Here is a 22,050-nt window from a genome sequence, read left to right as displayed (position 1 = left end):
CGAGATTCGATGCCGAGGAGAGGGAGACGATGACGGAAGAACTGCGAACCGCGGTAGGTGAACTCATGCCGCGTGCCCGTGAGGATCTGAGTGCACTTGTGGCGATGAAGTCCGTCGCCGATGCACGGCAGTACCCGCCGGAAGAATGCGCGGCCGCTGCGCATTGGGTCCTGGAGGCATTCCGGGCTCAGGGTTTCGCCGATATCGAGGCGATCGAGACCTCCGACGGTTCGGCCGCGGTTGTCGGGCGTCGACCAGGCCCGGGCGGTGCTCCGACCGTTCTGCTGTACTGCCACTACGACGTTCAGCCGCCCGGAAACGAAGAGCTCTGGGGCTCCCCGCCTTTCACGCTCACCGAGCGCGACGGACGGTGGTACGGACGGGGCGCTTCCGACTGCAAGGGCAACGTCGTCATGCATCTGACAGCTCTGCGAGCGCTCGCCGCAGCCGGTGTGGATCCGAGCGTCCACCTGACGCTCGTCGCCGAAGGATCCGAGGAGATGGGCACTGGCGGTCTCGAGGATCTGGTGCGAGAGCGGCCCGAACTTTTTGCAGCCGACATGATCCTGATCGCCGATACCGGCAACACCGAAGTCGGGGAGCCGACGATCACGACGTCATTGCGCGGGATCGCGAACGTTGTGGTCCACGTGTCGACGCTCGAGGGTGAGATTCACTCCGGTGTCTTCGGTGGACCGGCGCCCGATGCGATCACCGCGCTGGTGCACATACTCTCGACGCTGCACGACAGCGCCGGAAACACCACTGTCGAAGGCTTGACGAACGACCAGGAATGGGCGGGTGTCAGTTATGACGGCGATCAGTTCCGCTCCGACGCCGGGGTGCTCGAAGGGGTGCAGCTGACTGGTTCCGGTTCGGTCGCCGAGCAGGTGTGGGCTCGTCCGGCGCTGACCATCCTGGGTATCGACTGCCCGCCGGTCGTGGGTTCGGCGGCGGCGATCACGCCCCGCGCGTCGGCACGCCTGAATCTTCGTGTCCCGCCTGGCACGGATCCGGCGCAGGCACAGAAGTTGTTGACGGACCACCTCCGCGCGGCGGCGCCGTGGGGCGTCCACATCGAGGTCGTTCCGGAATCGACGGGATCGCCGTTCTCGTCCTCGACGGAGGGTGCAGGTTTCGCGCAGCTGAAGTCCGCGCTCACCGATGCCTACGGCCGCGAAGTCGGATTTGCCGGCCAAGGGGGATCGATACCGCTGTGCAGTGCACTGGCCGAGCAGTTCCCCGACGCGGAGATCGCGTTGATCGGCGTCGAGGAACCGCAATGCCGCATTCATGCGCCCGACGAAAGCGTCGACCCGTCGGAGATCGAGAATCTCGCTTTCGCGGAGGCTCTGTTCTTGAGCCGGTACGGGAGTTAGACCGACAGATCGCGTCGTAGCTTGGCGACGTGGCCGGTGGCCCGGACGTTGTACTGGGCCACCTCGATCTTGCCTTCCTCGTCGACGAGGAACGTCGAGCGGATGACGCCCTGGACGGTCTTGCCATACATCTTCTTCTCACCGAACGCGCCCCAGGCTTCGAGCGTCGCCTTCTCGGGATCGGAGAGCAGCGGGAAGGTCAACTCTTCGGTATCGCGGAACTTCGCGAGTTTTGCGGGCTTGTCCGGCGAGATTCCGATGACTTCGAGGCCGGCGCCGTTCAGCTCGGCGAGGCTGTCACGGAAGTCGCAGGCCTGCTTGGTGCACCCCGGGGTGCTGGCCGCCGGGTAGAAGTACACGATGACCTTGCGGCCGCGGTAATCGTGAAGGGAAACCTCGTTGCCATCGGCGTCTGGGAGCGTGAAATCCGGCGCGACGTCGCCGGCGGACAATCTACTGTTCTCGGTCACGGGAATCGAGGTTAGTCGAGAAATTGCGCGGCAGGTGGGCGCGAGGGCATTCTGCTCCTCTACGGTAGAGCGAAGTGTCGGCGCGCTGCGTCCGCACAGCAGACCCGCACACAGAGCAGCAGAACACAGACAAGTTGGAGGACACGTGCCCAGGGACACCGAGAGCATCGAACGCGAGATCGAGAAGGCGCGTAACCAGCTCGCGAGCACACTCGACGAACTGACGGTCCGCACCAACCCGAAGCGGCTGGTCGAGAACACCAAGAAGACGGTGCTCGCCAAGCTCAACGAGCCGGCAGTGAAGTACGCGCTGATCGCAGTCGGTTCAGTGGTGGGACTACTCGTGGTCCGGAAGATCATTCGCTGACCCGAGTTGTCGAAGACAGAACATGAAGAAGGCCCCCACCTGGTGAGGTGGGGGCCTTCTTGCAAGTGCGCCCACAGGGACTCGAACCCCGGACCCAGTGATTAAGAGTCACTTGCTCTACCAACTGAGCTATAGGCGCTCGCTCTTGCGAGACAGAACATTAGCCGACAGGCTCAGGAGTTTGCAAAACGCGTGTTCATCGTGGTGACGATGGTTACATCGCTTCCGGAATTCACGAGTGTGGAGGGTGCGAATCCGGCCAGCGGACGGTGCTTTCCAACTGCTGTGCGACGGCGAGAATGGTCGGTTCACCACCGCTGCGCCCGACCAGTTGGACGCTCAGGGGGAGTCCGCGTTCGGAGAACCCGGCGGGCACAGCGGCCGCCGGGTTGCCGCAGACATTCCAGATCGAACAGTAGGCGGCGATCGGCAACGCCTTGCGGACTGCTGACAGAAGGCCGGTTCCTTCGAGTTGTCCGATCGGGCGTGGCAGCGCGGGCGTGGTCGGCATCAGGACCAGGTCGAAGGTGTCGAAGACCTGGTTGACCGTCGCTGCGATTCGCTCACCTTTGCGGTAAGCGAATTTCCCGACGCGCGCGGGAGCGGCTATCCGGCCGATCGACGCGAGTGCTCGTGTGCGCTTCTCGAGTAACGCTGGATGATCGACGCGCAGTGCTTCGTCGCGGACGCCGCCGAGCACCTGGGGGAGAAATGCTGCAGTTGCGTCCGGGTACTCGGGATCGTGCTCTTCGACGTGATGTCCCAACGCGCTCAACATCTCTGCGATCGAATGCACCGCGGCAACGACCTCCGGGGACGGGCGGACGCCCCGGACCGGACTCCGGGTGGACACTGCAATGCGAAGCGGCCCGGGCGCCGACGCGGCTGACTCGGCAAAGCTGGTGCGGAGCGTTTCGGCTGTGTAGTCGTCGGTCCCGGTGGTACCGGTGATCGCGTCGTACACGAGCGCGCTGTCCTCGACGGAACGAGTGAGAGGGCCTAGCGTGCCGAGTCCGCGCCAGAGGTTGCGGTTCGGCGCGGTGCTCACCCGACCGCGCTGCGGTTTGAGTCCGAACAACCCGCAGAACGCCGAAGGCAGTCGGATGGAACCGCCGCCGTCGCCGCCGATTGCCGCTGCGACCATGCCCGACGCGACGGCCGACGCAGATCCTCCGCTCGATCCGCCCGTGGATACGCCGGTGTCCCAAGGGTTTCTCGTGTATCCGTTTGCGGCAGTCTCCGTGAAGGGCCAGATGCCGAACTCGGGCATCGTCGTCTTGCCGACGATCACCGCGCCGGCCTCGCGCAACCGCCGGACGACCTCTGAATCGGCCGATGCGATGCGAGTTGCTGCCGCACCGCCGTACGTCGTCGGCGTTCCGGCGACGTCGTTCTCGTCTTTGATCGCGATCGGGACTCCGTGCAGTGGGCCCAGGCTGTGGCCGTCGGCCTGGCGCTGATCGAGACGTGTCGCTTCGTCGAGCGCTTCGTCTGCGAGAACCCGCACAAAAGCATTGAGCGTCGAATCGAGGCGTTCGATACGGCGAAGTGTGTTCTCGGTGAGCTCGCGGGCCGATAATTCTCCGGACCGGATCAGAGCGGCCTGACCCGCAACCCCGGCAAATGCCAGCTCGCTGCCCGGTGTGGTTTCGCGCTCGGTCATCAATCCTCCAGGCCGTGGTTCCGATAACTGTGAAGTCTATTCACCACAACCTGTCCACCACGACACAAAGAAAAATCCCCACCTTCCGAAGAAGGTGGGGACCTTTGCAAGTGCGCCCACAGGGACTCGAACCCCGGACCCAGTGATTAAGAGTCACTTGCTCTACCAACTGAGCTATAGGCGCTCGCTCTTGCGAGACAGAACATTAGCCGAATCGCCGGTTCGGGAGCAAATCGCCAGGTGGAGGCGTCACCGCTGTAGTCCGATCGGAGGAAATCCGCTGAAAGCGGTAACAAAACGGACGGTTCGGAGCGATTGATACTTGAACGTTACTGACGGCGTGGCCTTTCATGACCGTTGGTAACGAGCGCGCCTGGCATCATTGGTGCAGCGCAGTCATACCGCAAGTCCCACTTGCCTTCCGGTAAGTGGGATTCGCATGTGACGCGGAAGTTAGTCGGAGAAATTGTGAAGCGGAGTCGAACGATGAGTCGTCAAAGGTGGGGTCTGTCCGTGCGCGGGGGGAACGGTCGAGCGTCGAAGGGCGCGGCGATGATCGCGGCGTCTCTCGGTGCTCTCGTTCTGATGACCGCGTGCACGTCGGGCGGCAAGGACGTCAGTACCGAAGGGTCGGCGCCGATCGATTCCAATCCGCTCACCGAACTCATCAAGCCGAAGCTCACCTCGACCGCTGCCGACGGCGCTGTCGGCTTCTCGCCGGGCGACCCGGTCAAGATCAACGTCGCTGACGGCGCTCTGTCCGACGTGACGATGGTCAATCAGGACGGCAAGGCAGTTGCCGGCGCGATTGCTGCCGACGGTGCGTCGTGGACCACCACCGAGCCACTCGGCTACAACCGCAAGTACAAAATCGAGGCCCGCGCATTCGGATTGGGTGGCGCCAGTACGACGGTCACGTCCTTCACCACCAGCGCACCCGGCAACGTCACCAAGCCGTACGTCTTGCCCAACGAGGGCGACGTGGTCGGCATCGGTCAGCCCATCGCGGTGCAGTTCGACGAGAACATCCCCGATCGCAAGGCTGCCGAAGCCGCGATCACCGTCACCACGACTCCGGCCGTCGAAGGTGCGTTCTACTGGGTCAACAATCGTGAGGTCCGTTGGCGTCCGGAGAACTACTGGGCACCGGGCACCAAGGTCGACGTGAGCGTCAACGTGTACGGGCGCAATCTCGGCAAGGGAGTCTTCGGGCAGGAAGACGCGAAGAGTTCCTTCACCATCGGTGATGCCGTCATCGCCACGGCGGACGACAACACCAAGCAGGTCACTTTCCAGGTCAACGGTGAGACCGTCATGACCATGCCCACCTCCATGGGCAAGGACAGCACTCCCACCGACAACGGCGTCTACATCATCGGTGACCGCTTCGCGAACATGATCATGGACTCGTCCACGTACGGCGTCCCGGTCACCTCGGCGCAGGGTTACAAGACCCCCGTCGACTGGGCGACCCGAATGTCCTACAGCGGCATCTTCTTCCACTCGGCGCCGTGGTCGGTCGGGCAGCAGGGCTACTCCAACACCAGTCACGGCTGCCTCAACCTGAGCCCGTCCAACGCCAAGTGGGTCTACGACAACACCAAGCGTGGGGACATCGTCGTCGTCAAGAACACCGTCGGCGGCACTCTCTCCGGCACCGACGGCCTCGGTGACTGGAACATTCCCTGGAGCGTCTGGAAGACCGGCAACGCGGACGTCTGAGTGCGTCCCTGAAGCCTTGAACGGCAGAATGCCCCCGACCGTCCGGTTGGGGGCATTCTGCATCTGTACACCTGTTGTGAGCGAAAGTGCCTCTCGGTCTATCTGAGGCGACGGGAGGTACGTTCGCTCGGTGTCAGCGTCGACCGAACGCGTCCACTCCGGTCATCTCATCGGACAGTGCCCACAATCTGCGTGCGTCGGCGGGATCGGTAGCCCAAGGTTTCACTCCGCCGACGCTCATGTCATCGGTCTGCGCGACGTCCGCGATGTTGCAGTCCTGGAGATACGCGCCGGAGTGATCGGCGAGTATCGGTGCCGTCGCTGCCCACACCGTTGTAGCGGCGCCCTGGGAGGGAGTCTTGAACCCCGGCACGGCGTCGCCATTCGACGTCGTCCATCCGAGATCGTGTTTCTCCAATGTGGAGAAGTGACGTTGAAGCGGAGTGAGGATGCTCCCGGGATGGACGGAGAACGCACTGATACCGCCTGAAGCACCGGAGCTCGCCAGCTGTACAGCGAATAGAGCATTTGCAGTCTTGGCTTGACCGTACGCAAGCCAGCGGTCGTAACCGTTGCGGAAATGTATGTCATTCCAACGCACTCCCGACAGAAAATGTCCCGCCGACGAGACAGCGACTACGCGAGAACCGTTTGCGGGCATGGCTGGCACAAGCAGGTTCACCAGTACAAAGTGCCCGAGGTGATTGATCGCGAATTGTGATTCCCATCCGGAGCCGACACGGAGTTCCGGGCAGGCCATGACCCCCGCATTGCAGATGATGATGTCTGGAGTGATCCGGGATTCGAGAATTTCTCGCGCACACGATCTGACACTGCTCGGGTCCGACAGGTCGCACGCTCGCACTTCGATACCCGGAAGGTCGGCCACCGCCCTCCGTGCCTGTTCTGGTCGGCGGGCAAGAACTACAACTCGCGCGCCGACCGAAGAAAGTGACTGCGAAACCTCATATCCGAGTCCGGAGTACCCGCCACTGACCAAAGCAGTTGTGCCGGCTAAATCTTGTCCGGCAAGTACGTCGTCGGCAGTGGAGACTCGGGAGTATCCGGTGTTGATTTTGCGCTGGATGGAATTCATGGCTGCGACCGTAAAATCTGGAGTGCACTCCAGGTCAAGGAAAGGTCGCCAGGCAATGCGCGAACTGTCAATCGGTGACGTCGCTGTCCAGACCGGAATCAGTATCGATTCCCTTCGATACTTCGAACGTGAGGAATTGCTCGTTCACGAGGTGGCGCGCTCGGCAGGTGGGCGTCGGGTCTACTCCGAAAGCGATGTCTCTTGGTTGAAGCTGTGCAATCGCTTCCGAGACTCGGGTATGCCGATCGCCACGATCCGCGAATTCGCCGCGCTCGTCAGGTCAGGTCCAGGAAACGAGAAGGAGCGGCTTTCACTTTTGCAGTCGCATGAGGAGTTGATTCGATCCAGGATCTCTGCGCTGCAGGACAACCTGACCGTCATCCACGACAAGGTTTCGGCGTACGAGCGACATGTTCGCGAGGGGACCGTCGCAGGTGTCTGGGAGCCGCAACCGTCGCCCGAGTGATCGACGGCTGGGGCTATTTGCGGCGAATTCCAGCTACCCCGACGTGAGCGAAAGTGGCTTTCGGTCTGTCTGAGGCGACGAGAGGTACGTTCGCTCGGCCCGGGCACGGGTTGCTCGGGAGCGCGCGATTTGTCGCGGTCGCCACCCCACCCGGCTGTGGAAGGGGAGATTGGGGCTGGCGCACAAACCAAAAGAACCCCCGAAAATGTCTTCCGACATTCTCGGGGGTTCCGCTTGGGTGAGCGACGGGACTCGAACCCGCGACAGCCAGGATCACAACCTGGTGCTCTACCAACTGAACTACGCCCACCATTGCCTCGGCCACCGGTTCGACCCGGCTGCTTTGACGAAAGAGATACTAGCGCGAAAGTCGGTCAGGAAGCCAATCGGCAGGTCAGGCGGGACCCAAGCCCTCTACGACGGCTGCAATCTCCGCGCTCGACGGTCCGGGCGCCGCGACGAATGCAGTGCCGCGGTAGTACTTGAGTTCGCGGATGGATTCCTTGATGTCGGCGAGTGCCCGGTGGGCGAGACCTTTTTCGGGCTGGCCGAAGTAGATTCGCGGGTACCAGCGGCGGGAGAGTTCTTTGATGGAGCTGACGTCGATCATCCGGTAGTGCAGGTATGTGTCCAGTGCCGTCATGTCCCGTGAGATGAATCCGCGGTCGGTGGCGATTGAATTGCCTGCCAAGGGAGCCGTACCGGCGACGGGAACGTGCTTGCGGATGTACGCGAGCACCTCTTTCTCCGCCTCGGCGAGGGTGACCGTCGACTTACGAACCTCTTCGGTCAGTCCCGACTTTGCGTGCATCTTCTTCACGACGTCGGGCATTGCAGCCAACGCGTCGTCGTCGGCGTGGATGACGATGTCCACACCTTCGCCCAAGATGTTCAAGTCGCTGTCGGTCACCAGAGCCGCAATCTCGATGAGTTTGTCCGACTCGAGTCGCAGCCCGGTCATTTCACAATCGATCCATACCAATTTGTCCTGCACCAGGAACACAGTAGTGCGCGCGGGAGCGGGATAAGGTCTGCGGTGGAAACTCGACGTGTGTAAGACGGCGTTCGGGTGATGACAAGAACTTCGCCGCATTGCAACGAGGAGGGCTTTTCGATGACCGTGGATCCGAAGGACGGAGCCGCGCCGCCGACGCCGGCGGAGAAGGCGAAAGCTGCCAAGGCTGCCGCTGCCGAAGCCGCTCGGATTGCAGCTGAAGCCGCTGCAGCAGCTGAGGAAGCAGAGAAGGAAGCGGCTGCCGCCGAGGCCGAAGCATCGGCCGGAGCCACCCCCGCTGCTCAGGTGCCCTCGGGTGCTGCCGCTGAAATCGCGGCGGGCTATTCATCCGAGGGGCGGGCACTCGAGCTCGGCTCGGTGGTGATCGACGGTGTGGCAGATCCCACCGCACGGGTGCGGATTCCGTTGGCGACGATCAACCGTCACGGTCTGATCGCCGGTGCGACGGGTACCGGCAAGACCAAGACGTTGCAGGGCATCGCCGAGCAGCTGTCCGCCGCGGGTGTGCCGGTTGTGATGGCCGACGTCAAGGGCGATCTCTCGGGTCTGTCGAAGGCGGGGGATCCGAGCGAGAAGATGAAGGCTCGCGCAGTCGAGACGGGCGACGATTCGTGGACTCCCGCTGGGATGCCAGTCGAGTTCTTGTCGTTGGGAACGGACGGAACCGGTATCCCGGTGCGCGCGACCATCACCAGTTTCGGGCCGATCCTGCTCAGTAAAGTGTTGGGCCTCAACGAGACCCAGGAGTCGACTCTAGGGCTGATCTTCCACTGGGCCGACACTCAGGGCCTGGCCCTGCTGGACCTCAAGGATCTGCGTTCGGTCATCGCGCACCTGACGAGCGCTGAGGGCAAGGCCGATCTGAAGGGTATCGGCGGAGTTTCCTCGGCGACGGCGGGAGTGATTCTGCGCGCGTTGGTCAACCTCGAAGCAGATGGTGGTGACACCTTCTTCGGTGAACCGGAACTCGAAACCGAGGATCTGCTGCGTGTCGTCGGCGGTGCCGGTGTGATCACGCTGTTCGAACTCGGTGCCCAGGCGGCGCGCCCGGCAATGTTCTCCACCTTCCTGATGTGGGTGCTCGCGGACCTGTTCCAGACGCTGCCCGAAGAGGGAGATCTGGACAAGCCGAAGCTCGTGTTCATCTTCGACGAGGCGCACCTTCTGTTCGCGGACGCGTCGAAGGCCTTCCTTCAGCAGGTGGAACAGACGGTCAAGCTCATTCGTTCCAAGGGCGTCGGTGTGTTCTTCTGCACGCAACTTCCGACCGACATTCCGAATTCGGTGCTGTCACAGTTGGGTGCGCGGGTTCAGCACGCCCTGCGTGCCTTCACGCCCGACGATCAGAAAGCCCTCAACAAGACCGTCCGCACGTACCCGAAAACCGAGCACTACGACCTGGAAAAGGCACTGACTTCACTCGGCATCGGTGAAGCCATCGTGACCGTACTCTCGGAAAAGGGTGCGCCGACGCCGGTGGCCTGGACCAAGATTCGTCCTCCGAGGTCGCTGATGGACACCATCGGCAACGACGCGATCAAGGCGGCCGCGTCGTCGAGTCCGCTGAATCAGAAGTACGGCCAGACCATCGACCGCGAGTCGGCGTACGAGAAGCTGACGGCCAAGGTGGCCGGTGCTCCGACGGCGGATCAGTCTCTGGATCTTCCGTCGCTGCCCGATCTGCCGCCACCGCCGCCGGCCGAGCCGGAGGGCCCCAACATCGCCGAGCAGATCTTGGGCAACTCGGCTGTCAAGAGTTTCCTGCGCTCGGCGGCTTCGGCTGCGGGACGCGAGATTTCGCGAAACATCTTCGGCACCGGTAGTCGCCGCAGGCGCTGAGGCTCAGGCGCCCGCGAGGTCAGATGCCGACCTCGCGGGCCAGCAGGTCGTTGATCGATTCGCGCCTGATCAACGGCCGCGCAATCCCGCCCAGCACGGCGACGACCGGCGGCCGGCCGACGCTGTTGTAGGTGGAGGCCATGCTGTGGTGGTATGCGCCCGTACACGGCACTGCCAACAGGTCACCTTCATGTAGGTCGGCGGGAAGCCTTGCTCCGACGGCAATTTCGTCGCCCGATTCGCAGTGGCGCCCGGCGACGGTGACTTCCTGGAGCGGTGCGCGCGAATGTCGGTTCACCAGTTCGACGTCGTAGTGGCTGTCGTACAACGACACCCGAGGGTTATCGCTCATCCCGCCGTCGACGGAGACGAAGGTTCGTCCCCCGCTGATCGACTTGATGTTCTGTACGCGATAGAGCGTGACTCCGGCCCGCGCAGCGATCGCTCGGCCAGGCTCGAGCACGATTTCGGGGCGAGGGAAGCGGTTTCGGGTGCACGCGTCGTCGAGAGTTTCGTCGATGACGTGAGCGAGGCGGGTCAGATCCAATTGGGCATCTCCCGGCACGTAGGCGATCCCATGGCCACCGCCGAGATCGAGTTCGGTGAGGATGATTCGATGCGTGCGTCGTATGTCGTCCATCTGTGCGATCATCGTCTCGATCGCGGGGCGGAAGAGTTCGGGATCGGTGATCTGGGAGCCGAGATGGCAATGCAGGCCGATGAGCTGCAGGTGCGTCGCGTTGGCGACGACGGATACCGTATGTTCCAGTTCTTCGGAAAACGCTGGTAGGCCGAACTTTTGGTCCACGATGCCCGTGGACACTGCCCTGTGTCCGTGTATGTCGATGCCGGGTGTGACTCTGACCAACACCTTCTGTCGGTGGGTGCACACCGACGCGAGCCGTACCGCTTCGCTGGGGGAGTCGAGGACGATCCGGCCGACACCCGCGTTGACCGCCGCCCTCAGTTCGGAAACCGATTTGGCATTGCCGTGCAGGATGATTCGGTGGGGGTCCACGCCCGCGGCAAGCGCGACGGCGAGTTCACCGGCGGAACAGACATCCACCCCGAGTCCCTCGTCGGAGACCCAGGTAGCCATCGCTCGAATCATCAGTGCCTTGCCGGCGTACACGATCTCCGAGTCGGGGAAGATCTCTCGATACGTGCGGCAGCGGTGCCGCACGTCCGCCTCGTCGACGACGTACGTCGGTGTGCCGTACTGGTCCGCGATCTCTTCGAGGGAGACGTCGCCGATGCAGACACGCCCGCTGTGGTCGTGGCGAGTACTGATGGGCCACAACGCAGGATCCATACGCGGTGTCATTGCGCCGCGTAGGGAGGGGAAGATTTCGAGTAGCGTCACGTCGATCTCCTGAAGGTGACCCGCCGTGTTGCGGGCTACCTTCAGATCTACTCCCGAAGATCACCGGTGGGGTGGTTCTTGACGCTTACTTGACGCGCCGCCGAACGAGGTTGACGCGGCCCTGACGGGCTCGACTCACTGTGCCTGTCGACTCACTGTGCTCGCCGCCGCTTCCATCCGAACCAACCGAGCACCGCGAGCAATGCCACCGCGGCGCCTCCGCCGATGACCGTCGATCGGTCGGCGGACACACCAACGGACGGAGTTCCGCCGGGGCTCGGGGCGTAACCGGCGCCGTACACGGACTCGACCGCCGCTTGGATGTCGAACCCGGTTTCGGTAGCCGGCCCGCAGCTGTGCCCCTCGTGCTCGGCGTCGACGTCGTACGGCGCAGAAACGAACATCAGCTGCTCGGTGCCGAGCACGTAGCTTGTGCCACAACCGTTCCCGTTCGCGAGTGTCCCCACCGACGTCACCGATGCCAGATCGCCTTTGTAGACCCGGCTGACGTCGAACAGGTAGGTGTCCTCGAATCCGTCCGAAGTTTTCTCCGTCGGAGTCCCGAGGAAAACGGTGCTGGAGACGCTCACGGCTTCTTCCGGGGTAGCCGATGATGCGCACGAACATGCCTTCGCTGCCGTGGGCAGCAGTAAGGGCAACCCTCCGGTCAAAAGAAGGATTGCCCCGACTGCCAGTGTTCTTCGCATCGCCATTAACCGACTATACGGTCTGCTATGGCCTGCTCTGAGAAGTTTGCGTGAATCAGCCGCCGAGCTTCTTGTAGAACGTGCCCACGATCGGCGCAACGACCGCACGCGGGCTGTAACCGCCCGCGACGGACATCGCCTTGCTCAAGATGCCCGGTACGACGCGCATTTTGTTCTCGGCCAGGCCGTCGAGCGAGACCTTGGCGGTGTACTCGCTCGAGATCCAGAAGAAGTCCGGGACGAGCTTGTCGACGATCGACGCTTCGGCCGGGTCCGGGGTTTCGGTGCGTACGGGGCCTGGGGCGAGCAGGGTGACGTTCACTCCGGTGCCCTTGAGTTCACCTCGCAACGATTCCGCAAAGGTGTTCACGAACGCCTTGGTGGCTGCGTACGTCGCGTTGTTGGGGATCGGCATGTTGCCGGCCGCGGACCCGACCATCAGGATGGCTCCGGACTTGCGCGCGAGCATGCCGGGCAGCACGGCCAGCGTGAGATCGTGCACTGCAACGGCGTTGAGCTCGACCTGGTCGCGCTCGTAGGCCGGGTCCAGCTCGGCGATCGGCCCGAAGGTGGCGATACCGGCGTTGTTGCACAGGATGCTGATGTCGCGGCCACCGAGTTCCTCGACCAGAACGGCACGCGCCGCGCTGTCGGAGAGGTCCGATGCACGGACCTCCACCTCGACGCCGTGCGCGGCGCGAAGCTTCTCGGCGAGGGCCTCCATGACCTCGCCACGACGGGCAACGAGGATCAGGGAGTGTCCGCGTGATGCCAGATCAGCGGCCAGTGCCTCTCCGATGCCGGAGGAGGCGCCGGTCACTACGGCGCGGGCTGTGGTTGTGGGTGTCGGCAGGCTCACGATCAGTCAGCGTAGCCGGTCAGATCTTCGCGGCCAGTCGTGTGCCCTGTTCGATGGCACGCTTGGCGTCGAGTTCGCCAGCGACATCCGCGCCGCCGATGATGTGGGTCACCACACCCGCGACGGTCAGTTCGTCCACCAGATCGCGAACCGACTCCTGCCCGGCGCAGATGACGATGGTGTCGACCTCGAGAAGTCGGGGCTTCTCGTGCTTCTCACCGAAGGTGATATGCAGGCCGGCGTCGTCGATGCGCTCGTAGTTGACGCCCGAGAGCTCGTGGACGCCCTTGTTCTTGAGGGCCGCCCGGTGGACCCAGCCGGTGGTCTTCGCGAGGCCGGCGCCGATGCGTCCTGGCTTGCGTTGGAGGAGATAGACCTCCCGCTCGGAGAGCTCTGGTACCGGAGTGGTGAGAGCGCCCGGGGCCATTTCGGGTTCGGTGACGCCCCATTCCTGCTTCCACTCCTTGAGATGAAGAGTGGGGGAAGTGGGGTGCGTGAGGAATTCGCTCACGTCGACGCCGATGCCGCCGGCACCGATGACGGCGACGGACTTGCCGACGGGCTTGCCCTCTCGGACGACCTCGGCGTAGGTCAGCACCTTCGGGTTCTCGATGCCGGGGATCTTGGGAACGCGCGGCGTCACGCCGGTGGCAACCACGACTTCGTCGAAGGATCCGATGAGATCTGCTGGTGCGACGCGGGTTTCGAGCTTGACTGTCACTCCGGCCACGTCCAGCATGCGGGTGTAGTAGCGAATGGTTTCGGCGAACTCTTCCTTACCCGGAATGAGCTGTGCGATCCCGAACTGTCCGCCGATCTTGTCCGAGGCCTCGAACAACGTGACCGAATGACCACGCTGAGCAAGATTGAGTGCTGCGGAAAGTCCGGCAGGACCGGCGCCGACGACGGCGAGATTCTTGGTCCGCCGAGTGGGGGAGAGGATCAGCGTGGTCTCACGGCCCGCGCGCGGATTGAGCAGGCAGGAGACCTGCTTGTGAACGAAGGCGTGGTCGAGGCAGGCTTGGTTGCAGGCGATGCACGTGTTGATCTCGTCGGACGCTCCGCGCTCGGCCTTGTTCACCCAGTCGGGATCGGCGAGCATCGGCCTGGCCATCGAAATCAACTGCGCGTCACCGCGGTTGAGGATCTCTTCGGCAGTCTCGGGCATGTTGATCCGATTCGAGGCGGCTACCGGAATGTCGACGTGCTTCTCGAGTTTGCCGGTGATGTCGACGAAGGCTGCTCGGGGAACCGAGGTGACGATGGTGGGCACCCGTGACTCGTGCCATCCGATGTCGGTGTTGATGATCGTGGCGCCGGCAGCTTCGACTTCCTTTGCCAATGAGACGATTTCATCCCAGGTCTGACCGCCCTCGACCAGGTCTGCCATCGACAACCGGAACACGATGATGAAGTTCGGGCCGACGGTCTTGCGTGTGCGTCGCACGATTTCGACTGCCATGCGTCGACGGTTCTCGGAACTGCCGCCCCACTGGTCGGTGCGCTTGTTCGTGCGCTCGCAGAGGAACTGGTTGATGAAGTAGCCCTCACCGCCCATGATTTCGACGCCGTCGTAACCCGCGGACTTGGCCAGACGCGCGCAGCGAACGTAGTTGCGGATCTGCCAACGCACCCCACGGCCGGTCAGCTTGCGCGGACGGAACGGATTGATGGGGGCCTTGATCGACGACGCGGAGACACTGAACGGCTGGTAGCTGTAGCGGCCGGCGTGCAGGATCTGCATGGCGATCTTTCCACCCGCGTCGTGAACCGCCTTGGTGATCCGGCGGTGACGGCGCGCTTCGATGCGGTTGGTCAGCTTGGCGCCGAAGGGTAAGAGCCAACCGGTGCGGTTGGGCGCGTAGCCGCCGGTGATGATCAAGCCGACTCCGCCACGGGCACGTTCGGCGAAGTACTCGGCCAAGCGGTCGGTGTCCTTCGCGCGATCTTCGAGGCCGGTGTGGATCGATCCCATGACGACGCGGTTCTTCAGCGTCGTGAATCCGAGGTCGAGCGGTTCGAGCAGGCGGGGAAACTGTGTATCCGTCATGACTGAAGATGTCCTTCCGTGGCGTACTCGCCAGTGTCTTCGGTGGCGTACTCGCCAGTGGGCAGTGCGTCCAGAACTTCCTGGCACCAGTCGGTGAATCCTTCCTCGACGCGAATGCCGCCGCGAAGTACGAGGTACTGGTGCAGCGAAGAGCCGGAAAGCGCTGCTGGATTGGGGAAGTCACGCTTTTCGATGAGTCGGTAGACGTCGAGGCGGGCGGCGTGGCCGTCGCGGTGGCGAGCGACTTCGCGTCGTAGAGCGGGGAGATCGGCGTGCGCAGCGGCCCTGATCTTGATGGCCAACTCGTTGCGCAGGTGGTTCGGTTCGGACGGCTCTGCGATCCATCGGGTCAGTTCGGCGCGGCCGGCATCGCTGACGCGGTACATCTTCTTGTCCGGTCGGCCGTCCTGCGCGATGGCCTCCACCTCCACCCAGCCTGCCTCGTCCATTCGCTTGAGGACTCGGTAGATCTGCTGGTGCGTCGCGCTGTGGAAGAAGCCGATCGACTTGTCGAACCGGCGTGTGAGGTCGTATCCCGACGCATCCTGTTCGGAAAGGGAGACGAGCAACGCATGTTCGAGTGCCATGGAAAAAGTATCTATGCACTCAGGTGCCTATGCAACTAAGTGCGTACTAACTCGGGTGCATAGAGCGTCTTGTATGTCGACTTCGGAGAGAGGCGCCGAGTCGCCCGCGCGCAGTTAGGCTTCGCCGTATGAGCGCCGAGTCCACGAGCACGCAGGCAGAGCCACCCGCAGGCATCGGCGGTGCGGCCACGAAGAGTCAAGTGTTCGCATGGGGGCTGTGGGATTGGGGATCGGCCGCATTCAACGCAGTGATCCTCACGTTCGTCTTCTCGGTCTATCTCACCGACGCGGTCGGTGACGACCTTCCCGGCACGATTTCGGCAACTACGTGGCTCAGCTGGGCACTCGGAATCGCCGGCTTCTTCATCGCGATTCTCGCTCCGATCACCGGACAACGTTTCGATGCGTCGGGTAAACGTAAACTCTCGCTCGCGATACTGACCGGCATCACCGTGCTCTCGATGGCGGGCCTCTACTTCGTCGAGGACAACTACCGCTATCTGTGGCTCGGATTGGTTCTGCTCGCAATCGGTTCGGTGATCTTCGAGCTTGCCGGCGTTCCCTACAACGCCATGATGCGGCAGGTGTCGACACCGGAGAATCTGGGTAGAGTCTCCGGCTTCGGCTGGGCCATGGGATATTTCGGCGGAATCGTGCTGCTGTTGCTGTGCTACTTAGGGTTCATCGTCGGCGACGGTGACACTCGGGGATTCCTGGGATTGACCACCGACGGCGGCATGAACATCCGGATGGTGGCACTGCTGGCTGCAGTGTGGTTCGCGGTCTTCGCAATTCCGGTGTTCTTCAAGGTTCCAGAGTTGCCCAGCCCCGCGGTCGATCCGGGAGCGTCCAAGGCCGGGTTCCTCGACTCCTATCGGGTGTTGTGGCGCGATCTGCGCGAACTCTGGAACGTCGACAGGCGCACGATCTGGTACCTGATCGCGAGCGCGCTCTTTCGTGACGGTCTCGCGGGCGTGTTCACCTTCGGAGCCGTGCTGGCTGTCAACGTCTACGGGATCAGTGCGGCCGACGTGCTGTTGTTCGGTGTTGCGGCCAACGTGATTTCCGCAATCGGTGCATTGGTGGCCGGACGTTTCGACGATCGGATCGGACCGAAACAGGTCATCACCGTCTCGCTGGCGTCGATGATCGTGGTCGGCGCAATATTGATCGCGGTGTCAGGGCCGGTGATGTTCTGGATCTTCGGTCTCGCGCTCTGCCTCTTCGTCGGGCCCGCTCAGTCTTCGGCACGAACCTTCTTGGCGCGCATCACCCCGCCTGGGCGTGAAGGTCAGATGTTCGGCCTGTATGCGACCACAGGCCGAGCAGTGTCGTTTTTGGCGCCGACACTGTTCGGCCTGTTTGCTTGGCTCTTCGGTGCAGACCGTGCCGGCATCATCGGACTGCTGGTGGTTCTCGGCGTCGGTCTTGCCGCATTGTCGATGGTGAAAGCGCCGGAAGGGGACAGTGCGCTTCCCGTCAATCCTTGAAGTAGACCAACTGGTGTGTCGTAGCGAGCAATGCGCCGTCACTGCCCCAAATTTCGGCCGACTGATCGAAGTACCCGTTGCCGAACCGTTGGGTCCGCGCGGTTCCCAGCACGGAATTGTCTGCCTGTTCGGTCAGCGTCTGAGCGTCGGCGTGGAAGTAGATGGTCATCGAGACCGTCCCAGCCGGAGCCATCTTGCCTCGGCGCAAGAAAACTCGTGGGAAGAAGACATCGCACAGTGCGGTCAGCGACGTGAAGTCGAGAGCGCGTGCCGGTTGATCGCGCACCCAGAGCGTCGTTGTCGAGTCGGGATGCTCGCCCGACTCCAGGTCGGGGATCGCACCCTCGACAAAGCGCATCTCGTAGTTCTGTGCCCAGGCGATGAACTCGGGGAACGGCAGCAGCGTAACGTCTTCGGCCGACGGAACTTCCGGCATCGTGATCTCGGTAGACGACCAGGTTTCACGCCTGGTACCGAACACTGCCGTCGCGGTAGTGGCGACGGTTCCGTCCTGAGAAAGTTCGATGGACCAGTGTTGCGTCGAGCGGTTGGTGCGCACCGGCCGGGCGGAGATCTCGAAGGCGCCCTCGGTGATCGGACCGGCAAAGTTGACGGTCAACGACAGCGGATCGCCGAGGCGTTCGGGGTGCTTCAGTACAGATTCGAGCAACGTGGCAGCGGTGACGCCGCCGAACGGCCCGACCATGTTGTTGTACGCCGGATTGGTCTCGCCGGTCGACAAGCCGGCGGTGAGTGGCGTCAATCCGACAGCAGCGTCGAAAGGATGGGGTGGTGCAACGGTCTCGGTCATCGCAGAACTCCTGGTGATGGAATCAATTCGGCTCTATGTATGACAACATACATAGAGCCGAATTCGTCGCGGCGATCAGGATCCTGCACGTGCGAGGATCGCCTCGGCCAACTCTTCGGCTCGCTCTTCCGGAATCCAGTGACTTCCGCCGTCGAGCACGACGAACTCGTAGGGGGCGTCCACGAATTCACCACAGCGTTCTGCGCCTGCGCGGCCGAGCGCTGTGTCGCCGGTGCTCCAGACATACGTGGTCGGCACGGTGGTGCGATCGATGTCGCCGAAGTCGCGGGTCATCGCGCGGTACCAGTTCAAGGCGCCGGTCAGCGCGCCCTCCCCGCTCAGGACACGAATGTGCTCGTCGGCGAATTCAGGATCGATCTGGCCGTCGAACATGGCGCGCAGCCGGCGAAAGTTGTCCTCCGACAACACTTCCTCGGCTTTGCCCTCCTGTCGGAGAAGTCCGATGTACGACGAGCGTTGTTTTTGGTCCTCGTCCTCGCGGAGTGCCCAACCGAAGGCGGTGGGGTGGGGGACCGAGATCGCCGTCAGGCTGCGGATCCGGTTCGGATGGCGACCGGCGACCTGCCAGGCGACCGCCGAACCCCAGTCGTGACCGACAAGATGCGCGTCGGACAGGCCGAGCGCGTCGAGCAATCCGACGACGTCGGCTACCAGGTGCTCGATCTTGTAGGCATCCACCCCTTCGGGGCGTGCGCCGGCGGAGTAACCGCGCTGATTCGGTGCGATTACGCGGTAGCCCGCTGCGGTGAGCAGTGGTGTGACCTTGCCCCAGGATGCGGCGCTCTCCGGGAAGCCATGCAGCGCTACCAGCGGAATGCCGTCGTCCGGGCCCGAGATCAGTACGTCGAAGGTGAGGTCGCCAACGGGGATTTCGTATGTACTCGTGGAAGACATGACTCTCACCGTACGTCGAAAAGGTGAACCCGAGGTCAGTTTCGAGGTGGATTCCAGGTGGCCATTCCGAGCATGATGACTCGCAGTTGCTTCTCGGCTCGTGTGATGACGGCGGCTTCGTCGCGATACCCGGCCGTCCCGGCGTCCAGCAGTTCGACGACAGCGCTGAACATCGTCGAGACGATCAGGTCGGCAGCCATTTCCAGATCGTCCGACGACCAGCTTTCCAGTCCGGCAATTCTGGAGAGGTCGATGGTCAGTTCGCTGACGAACAACCGCATTTCAGTGGCTATAGCACGTCGTACCTCACTGACGCCGCTGTAGCGTTCGCGGCAGAGGAACCGAAACTGTCGCTCGTGTGTATGCACTTGTCGCACAAGGATGTCCAGTGACGTAGCGGCGTCCTTGGTGCTGGGATTACGCCTTGCGTCGCGCAGCATCTGGCGCAACATGCGCATGCTCTCTTCGACGAGGACGACACCGACGTCCTCCAGTGAAGCGAAGTGGCGGTAGAACGCCGTCGGAACGATCCCGGCTTCCCTGGCTACCTCTCGCAAGCTGATTCCGGCGAAGCCGCGATCGGCCGAGAGGTCCATGGCAGTGTCCAGGAGTGCTTGGCGTGTGCGTTCCTTCTTTGCGGCACGACTTTCCGGCTCCCTGTTGTCGGGTTCCCTGCGCTCTGGGTTCACCGGTCCGGCCTTCGTCACGACGTCGAGTGTAGGTACAGGCATTCCGGCTCCTTTCGGCAACTCGTGTAACTCGGATCACATTCTTGTTGACATGTACTTGTGTGCACCTGTCACACTATCTTCGGTGAACATTTGTACACTGAATTCACGCAGTCGGGGGAAGCTAGCCCAGCAATCGAAATACCCGGCAATCGAAGTACGAGGAGGGTCATGACAATCGCATCTGCTCCTGAGAACACGACACCGAAGTCCACACCTCGACGCGGACTGTCCTTGGTGGGACTGATCGAAGCCATGGCTGCTCCACATCAGATCGACCGATACCTCGAGTTGGTCAACCCGATGGCGACCGTTCGTGACATTCGCGCGCAGGTTGTCGCCGTCGACCATCCGACGGCTGACTCAGTCACTCTCACGCTGCGCCCGACTCGCCAGTGGCGCGGTTTTCAGGCGGGCCAGTTCGTGCAGTTGGGCGTGGTGATCGACGGTGTTCGTCACACTCGCTGCTACTCGCCGGCCGGGGGCGCGTCTACGCGCAGTGGGCTGATCGAGCTCACCGTGAAAGCGCATCCGGGTGGCCTGGTGTCGCAGTATCTGTACGCCAACGCGGCACCCGGACTCGTTGTCAGCCTCTCGCAGGCAGACGGGGTGTTCTCCCTTCCCGTCGACCGCCCGCGTCGGGTGTTGTTGATCAGTGGCGGCAGTGGAATCACCCCGGTCATGTCGATGCTTCGGACGCTGGTGGAGGAGGATCACTCGGGCGAGATCGTGTTCGTGCATTACGCGAACACCGATTCCGACGTGGCATACACGCGCGCGCTGAAGACCATCGCCGAGCAGAACCCGAACGTGAAACTGGTACTCGTGTACACCGAAAGCGGTGGAGGTGACCTCGAAGGTTTCTTCGATCGCGGGCACCTCGACGCCGTGGCTCCGTGGATCGCCGATCCGGACACGATCGACGCCCAGGCTTATCTTTGCGGACCTCCCGGTCTGATGCGGGGAGTGCGTGAGGTGTTCCGTGAGGTCGACGTCGAGCACTTGCTCAACACCGAGGAGTTCGCGCCGGCGGTGGCCGAGCCGGGGGAGGCCGGCGGCGAGGTGTCGTTCACCAAAAGTGGGGTGGCGGCCGAGAACTCCGGCGAAACACTTCTCGAACAAGCAGAAGCTGCGGGCCTCAAACCCGAGTACGGATGCCGGATGGGAATCTGCTTCTCCTGCACCTCCGTCAAGAAGGCGGGCCGTACCCGAAACGTGCGCACCGGTGAGACAGACGACGAGCCGGACAAGAAGATCCAGCTGTGCGTCAGTGCTCCCGTCGGCGACGTCACCGTCGACATCTGAAGTCCCATTTTCCACACGACTGTCTGGAGACCGACATGTTTGGACTTTCACTTCCCACCCTCCCGTTCCTCGGCAACGGTTCCGATGCGAAGGACGACGCTCCCGTAGTCCTGACGTACGAGCAGGTCGAGGAGATCGGCCGCGAGTTGGACGCATTGCGCGATCGCACCGTCGCCTCGCTCGGGGCGGAGGATCGGGAGTACATCTACAAGATCATCAAGGCTCAGCGCGGGTTCGAGGTCGCAGGTCGCGGCTTGATGTACCTGGGCTTCCTGCCTCCGGTGTGGCTCGCGGCAGTCGGTGCATTGAGCGTGTCCAAGATCCTCGACAACATGGAGATCGGCCACAACGTCATGCACGGTCAGTACGACTGGATGCGTGAACCAGGGCTCAATTCCGAAGTCTTCGAATGGGATACGGTGTGCCCGGCCGACCAGTGGCGTCACTCGCACAACTACATGCATCACACGTACACCAATATTCTCGGCAAAGACCGCGACATCGGATACGGCATCCTGCGTATCGACGACGCGCAGAAGTGGAACCCCTATTACCTCGGTAATCCGGTCTGGGCCTTCGCCTTGATGGTGCTCTTCGAGTGGGGCGTGATGATGCACGATCTCGAGATCGAGAACGTCATTCAGGGCAAGCGCAAGTGGCACGACGTCAAGCCGCTCCTGAAGGGCTGGTGGAACAAGGCGGGCAAGCAGGTCCTCAAGGACTACGTCATCTTCCCGGTTCTCACGGGGCCGCTGTTCGTGACCACTCTCGCGGGGAATGTCACCGCCAACCTGGTCCGGAACGTGTGGACGTACTCGATCATCTTCTGTGGCCATTTCCCCACCGGTGTCCAGAGTTTCACCGAGGACGAGACGGCCGACGAGACTCGCGGGCAGTGGTACGTGCGTCAGATGCTCGGCAGCGCCAACATCGAGGGAAGCCCGCTCTTCCACATCATGTCCGGCAACCTCTCGCACCAGATCGAGCACCACCTGTTCCCGGACCTGCCTGCGCATCGTTATCCGGAACTCGCTCCCCAGGTGAAAGAATTGTGCGGGAAGTACGGTTTGCCGTACAACACCGGTGGGTTCTTCAAGCAGATCGGTTCGGTATGGGGCAAGATCTTCAAGCTCGCTCTTCCGCCCGGTTTGGTCAAGTCGACGACCCCTCCCGGTGTTATCGTCGAGCGCCAGCGAACTGCAGCCTGAGAGGCACACA

20 protein-coding genes and 3 tRNA genes are annotated in these 22,050 nt (G+C 62.7%); 8 read left to right on the top strand and 15 right to left on the bottom strand.

All coding sequences use genetic code 11. From position 1 onward, the window contains the following. Window positions 1–29: 29 nt before the first annotated feature. On the top strand, window positions 30–1,379 hold the full coding sequence (locus tag V3587_RS23100; RefSeq protein WP_007733289.1) for a dipeptidase: 1,350 nt from the start codon (window positions 30–32) through the stop codon (window positions 1,377–1,379). On the opposite strand, the gene bcp is transcribed toward V3587_RS23100, so the two are convergent. Then, window positions 1,376–1,849 carry a thioredoxin-dependent thiol peroxidase gene (gene bcp / locus V3587_RS23095; RefSeq protein WP_007733290.1) on the bottom strand — a complete coding sequence of 158 codons (474 nt, stop codon included), beginning with the start codon at window positions 1,847–1,849 and terminating at the stop codon, window positions 1,376–1,378. The two genes, V3587_RS23100 and bcp, sit on opposite strands and share 4 nt — an antisense overlap. Window positions 1,850–1,994: 145 nt before the next feature. Here bcp and V3587_RS23090 point away from each other — a divergent pair, with 145 nt between their 5' ends. Next, on the top strand, window positions 1,995–2,216 hold the full coding sequence (locus V3587_RS23090) for a DUF3618 domain-containing protein (protein WP_003945299.1): 222 nt from the start codon (window positions 1,995–1,997) through the stop codon (window positions 2,214–2,216). A gap of 66 nt (window positions 2,217–2,282) precedes the next feature. Here the strand turns inward: V3587_RS23090 and V3587_RS23085 are convergent. The 3 genes from V3587_RS23085 to V3587_RS23075 form a co-directional block, all read right to left on the bottom strand. After that, window positions 2,283–2,355: transfer RNA gene (locus V3587_RS23085), tRNA-Lys, on the bottom strand. Between the two features lie 93 nt (window positions 2,356–2,448). Beyond that, window positions 2,449–3,879, bottom strand: a complete 1,431-nt coding sequence (locus V3587_RS23080) for an amidase (protein ID WP_042925780.1) — start codon at window positions 3,877–3,879, stop codon at window positions 2,449–2,451. 111 nt (window positions 3,880–3,990) lie between these two features. Beyond that, window positions 3,991–4,063: transfer RNA gene (locus V3587_RS23075), tRNA-Lys, on the bottom strand. Between the two features lie 368 nt (window positions 4,064–4,431). Between V3587_RS23075 and V3587_RS23070 the strand changes: the two genes are divergently transcribed. Beyond that, complete coding sequence (locus V3587_RS23070) at window positions 4,432–5,601, top strand: L,D-transpeptidase (RefSeq protein ID WP_125052658.1); 1,170 nt, start codon at window positions 4,432–4,434, stop codon at window positions 5,599–5,601. 133 nt (window positions 5,602–5,734) lie between these two features. Here the strand turns inward: V3587_RS23070 and V3587_RS23065 are convergent, their stop codons facing one another. Continuing rightward, entirely contained in the window at window positions 5,735–6,697 is a 963-nt protein-coding gene (locus tag V3587_RS23065; RefSeq protein ID WP_283377274.1) for an oxidoreductase, read from the bottom strand. A gap of 55 nt (window positions 6,698–6,752) precedes the next feature. On the opposite strand from V3587_RS23065, the gene V3587_RS23060 reads away from it, so the two are divergent. Further along, window positions 6,753–7,163, top strand: coding sequence for a MerR family transcriptional regulator (locus V3587_RS23060; RefSeq protein WP_161120692.1), 411 nt, complete (start codon window positions 6,753–6,755; stop codon window positions 7,161–7,163). A gap of 237 nt (window positions 7,164–7,400) precedes the next feature. On the opposite strand, the gene V3587_RS23055 is transcribed toward V3587_RS23060, so the two are convergent. Continuing rightward, window positions 7,401–7,473, bottom strand: a tRNA-His gene (locus V3587_RS23055). Window positions 7,474–7,557: 84 nt separating this feature from the next. Continuing rightward, window positions 7,558–8,157: an oligoribonuclease gene (gene orn / locus V3587_RS23050; protein ID WP_024487359.1), complete on the bottom strand. Its 600-nt coding sequence runs from the start codon at window positions 8,155–8,157 to the stop codon at window positions 7,558–7,560. A gap of 120 nt (window positions 8,158–8,277) precedes the next feature. Between orn and V3587_RS23045 the strand changes: the two genes are divergently transcribed. After that, entirely contained in the window at window positions 8,278–10,017 is a 1,740-nt protein-coding gene (locus V3587_RS23045; RefSeq protein WP_161120691.1) for a helicase HerA-like domain-containing protein, read from the top strand. Window positions 10,018–10,036: 19 nt separating this feature from the next. Here V3587_RS23045 and lysA read toward each other — a convergent pair whose 3' ends face one another. From lysA to V3587_RS23020, 5 genes are all read right to left on the bottom strand, one after another. Beyond that, entirely contained in the window at window positions 10,037–11,380 is a 1,344-nt protein-coding gene (gene lysA, locus V3587_RS23040; RefSeq protein ID WP_007733322.1) for a diaminopimelate decarboxylase, read from the bottom strand. Window positions 11,381–11,532: 152 nt separating this feature from the next. Continuing rightward, the gene (locus V3587_RS23035; protein ID WP_070160904.1) at window positions 11,533–11,970 is read right to left on the bottom strand and encodes a hypothetical protein; all 438 of its coding nucleotides are present in this window, start codon (window positions 11,968–11,970) and stop codon (window positions 11,533–11,535) included. A 172-nt stretch (window positions 11,971–12,142) separates the two neighbouring features. Further along, window positions 12,143–12,946, bottom strand: a complete 804-nt coding sequence (gene cmrA / locus V3587_RS23030) for a mycolate reductase (RefSeq protein WP_007733327.1) — start codon at window positions 12,944–12,946, stop codon at window positions 12,143–12,145. A gap of 19 nt (window positions 12,947–12,965) precedes the next feature. Next, window positions 12,966–14,996 (bottom strand): NADPH-dependent 2,4-dienoyl-CoA reductase, encoded by a 2,031-nt coding sequence (locus V3587_RS23025; protein WP_283377273.1) that lies wholly within the window; start codon window positions 14,994–14,996, stop codon window positions 12,966–12,968. Further along, entirely contained in the window at window positions 14,993–15,583 is a 591-nt protein-coding gene (locus tag V3587_RS23020) for a PadR family transcriptional regulator (RefSeq protein ID WP_054826999.1), read from the bottom strand. Before V3587_RS23020 ends, V3587_RS23025 begins: the two co-directional genes overlap by 4 nt. 128 nt (window positions 15,584–15,711) lie before the next feature. Here V3587_RS23020 and V3587_RS23015 point away from each other — a divergent pair, with 128 nt between their 5' ends. Continuing rightward, window positions 15,712–17,073 (top strand): MFS transporter, encoded by a 1,362-nt coding sequence (locus V3587_RS23015; protein ID WP_283377272.1) that lies wholly within the window; start codon window positions 15,712–15,714, stop codon window positions 17,071–17,073. On the opposite strand, the gene V3587_RS23010 is transcribed toward V3587_RS23015, so the two are convergent. The 3 genes from V3587_RS23010 to V3587_RS23000 all read right to left on the bottom strand — a co-directional run bounded on the left by V3587_RS23010 (window position 17,063) and on the right by V3587_RS23000 (window position 19,530). Beyond that, window positions 17,063–17,884 carry an acyl-CoA thioesterase gene (locus tag V3587_RS23010; RefSeq protein WP_007733332.1) on the bottom strand — a complete coding sequence of 274 codons (822 nt, stop codon included), beginning with the start codon at window positions 17,882–17,884 and terminating at the stop codon, window positions 17,063–17,065. The two genes, V3587_RS23015 and V3587_RS23010, sit on opposite strands and share 11 nt — an antisense overlap. Before the next feature lie 75 nt (window positions 17,885–17,959). Then, entirely contained in the window at window positions 17,960–18,799 is an 840-nt protein-coding gene (locus V3587_RS23005; RefSeq protein WP_003945355.1) for an alpha/beta fold hydrolase, read from the bottom strand. Window positions 18,800–18,834: 35 nt separating this feature from the next. Then, the gene (locus V3587_RS23000) at window positions 18,835–19,530 is read right to left on the bottom strand and encodes a TetR family transcriptional regulator (RefSeq protein ID WP_283377271.1); all 696 of its coding nucleotides are present in this window, start codon (window positions 19,528–19,530) and stop codon (window positions 18,835–18,837) included. Between the two features lie 168 nt (window positions 19,531–19,698). Between V3587_RS23000 and V3587_RS22995 the strand changes: the two genes are divergently transcribed. After that, window positions 19,699–20,832, top strand: coding sequence for a ferredoxin reductase (locus V3587_RS22995; RefSeq protein ID WP_054187159.1), 1,134 nt, complete (start codon window positions 19,699–19,701; stop codon window positions 20,830–20,832). A 35-nt stretch (window positions 20,833–20,867) separates the two neighbouring features. Then, window positions 20,868–22,040, top strand: a complete 1,173-nt coding sequence (locus tag V3587_RS22990) for a fatty acid desaturase family protein (protein ID WP_003945297.1) — start codon at window positions 20,868–20,870, stop codon at window positions 22,038–22,040. The last annotated feature ends 10 nt before the right edge of the window (window positions 22,041–22,050 follow it).

Origin of the sequence: Rhodococcus sp. IEGM 1306, from assembly GCF_036541985.1 — a bacterium.
Lineage (GTDB): Bacteria > Actinomycetota > Actinomycetes > Mycobacteriales > Mycobacteriaceae > Rhodococcus_F > Rhodococcus_F qingshengii.
The sequence above is the reverse complement of the archived record's forward strand: the minus strand, read 5'-3'. Positions and strand labels throughout refer to the sequence as shown.

Bases quoted from the DNA above. Each gene is read 5' to 3' on its own strand.
- V3587_RS23100 (WP_007733289.1), top strand. From the start codon at position 30: ATGACGGAAGAACTGCGAACCGCGGTAGGTGAACTCATGCCGCGTGCC.
- V3587_RS23080 (WP_042925780.1), bottom strand. From the start codon at position 3,879: ATGACCGAGCGCGAAACCACACCGGGCAGCGAGCTGGCATTTGCCGGG.
- V3587_RS23070 (WP_125052658.1), top strand. From the start codon at position 4,432: ATGATCGCGGCGTCTCTCGGTGCTCTCGTTCTGATGACCGCGTGCACG.
- V3587_RS23065 (WP_283377274.1), bottom strand. From the start codon at position 6,697: ATGAATTCCATCCAGCGCAAAATCAACACCGGATACTCCCGAGTCTCC.
- V3587_RS23060 (WP_161120692.1), top strand. From the start codon at position 6,753: ATGCGCGAACTGTCAATCGGTGACGTCGCTGTCCAGACCGGAATCAGT.
- V3587_RS23045 (WP_161120691.1), top strand. From the start codon at position 8,278: ATGACCGTGGATCCGAAGGACGGAGCCGCGCCGCCGACGCCGGCGGAG.
- V3587_RS23025 (WP_283377273.1), bottom strand. From the start codon at position 14,996: ATGACGGATACACAGTTTCCCCGCCTGCTCGAACCGCTCGACCTCGGA.
- V3587_RS23020 (WP_054826999.1), bottom strand. From the start codon at position 15,583: ATGGCACTCGAACATGCGTTGCTCGTCTCCCTTTCCGAACAGGATGCG.
- V3587_RS23015 (WP_283377272.1), top strand. From the start codon at position 15,712: ATGAGCGCCGAGTCCACGAGCACGCAGGCAGAGCCACCCGCAGGCATC.
- V3587_RS23010 (WP_007733332.1), bottom strand. From the start codon at position 17,884: ATGACCGAGACCGTTGCACCACCCCATCCTTTCGACGCTGCTGTCGGA.
- V3587_RS23005 (WP_003945355.1), bottom strand. From the start codon at position 18,799: ATGTCTTCCACGAGTACATACGAAATCCCCGTTGGCGACCTCACCTTC.
- V3587_RS23000 (WP_283377271.1), bottom strand. From the start codon at position 19,530: ATGCCTGTACCTACACTCGACGTCGTGACGAAGGCCGGACCGGTGAAC.
- V3587_RS22995 (WP_054187159.1), top strand. From the start codon at position 19,699: ATGACAATCGCATCTGCTCCTGAGAACACGACACCGAAGTCCACACCT.
- V3587_RS22990 (WP_003945297.1), top strand. From the start codon at position 20,868: ATGTTTGGACTTTCACTTCCCACCCTCCCGTTCCTCGGCAACGGTTCC.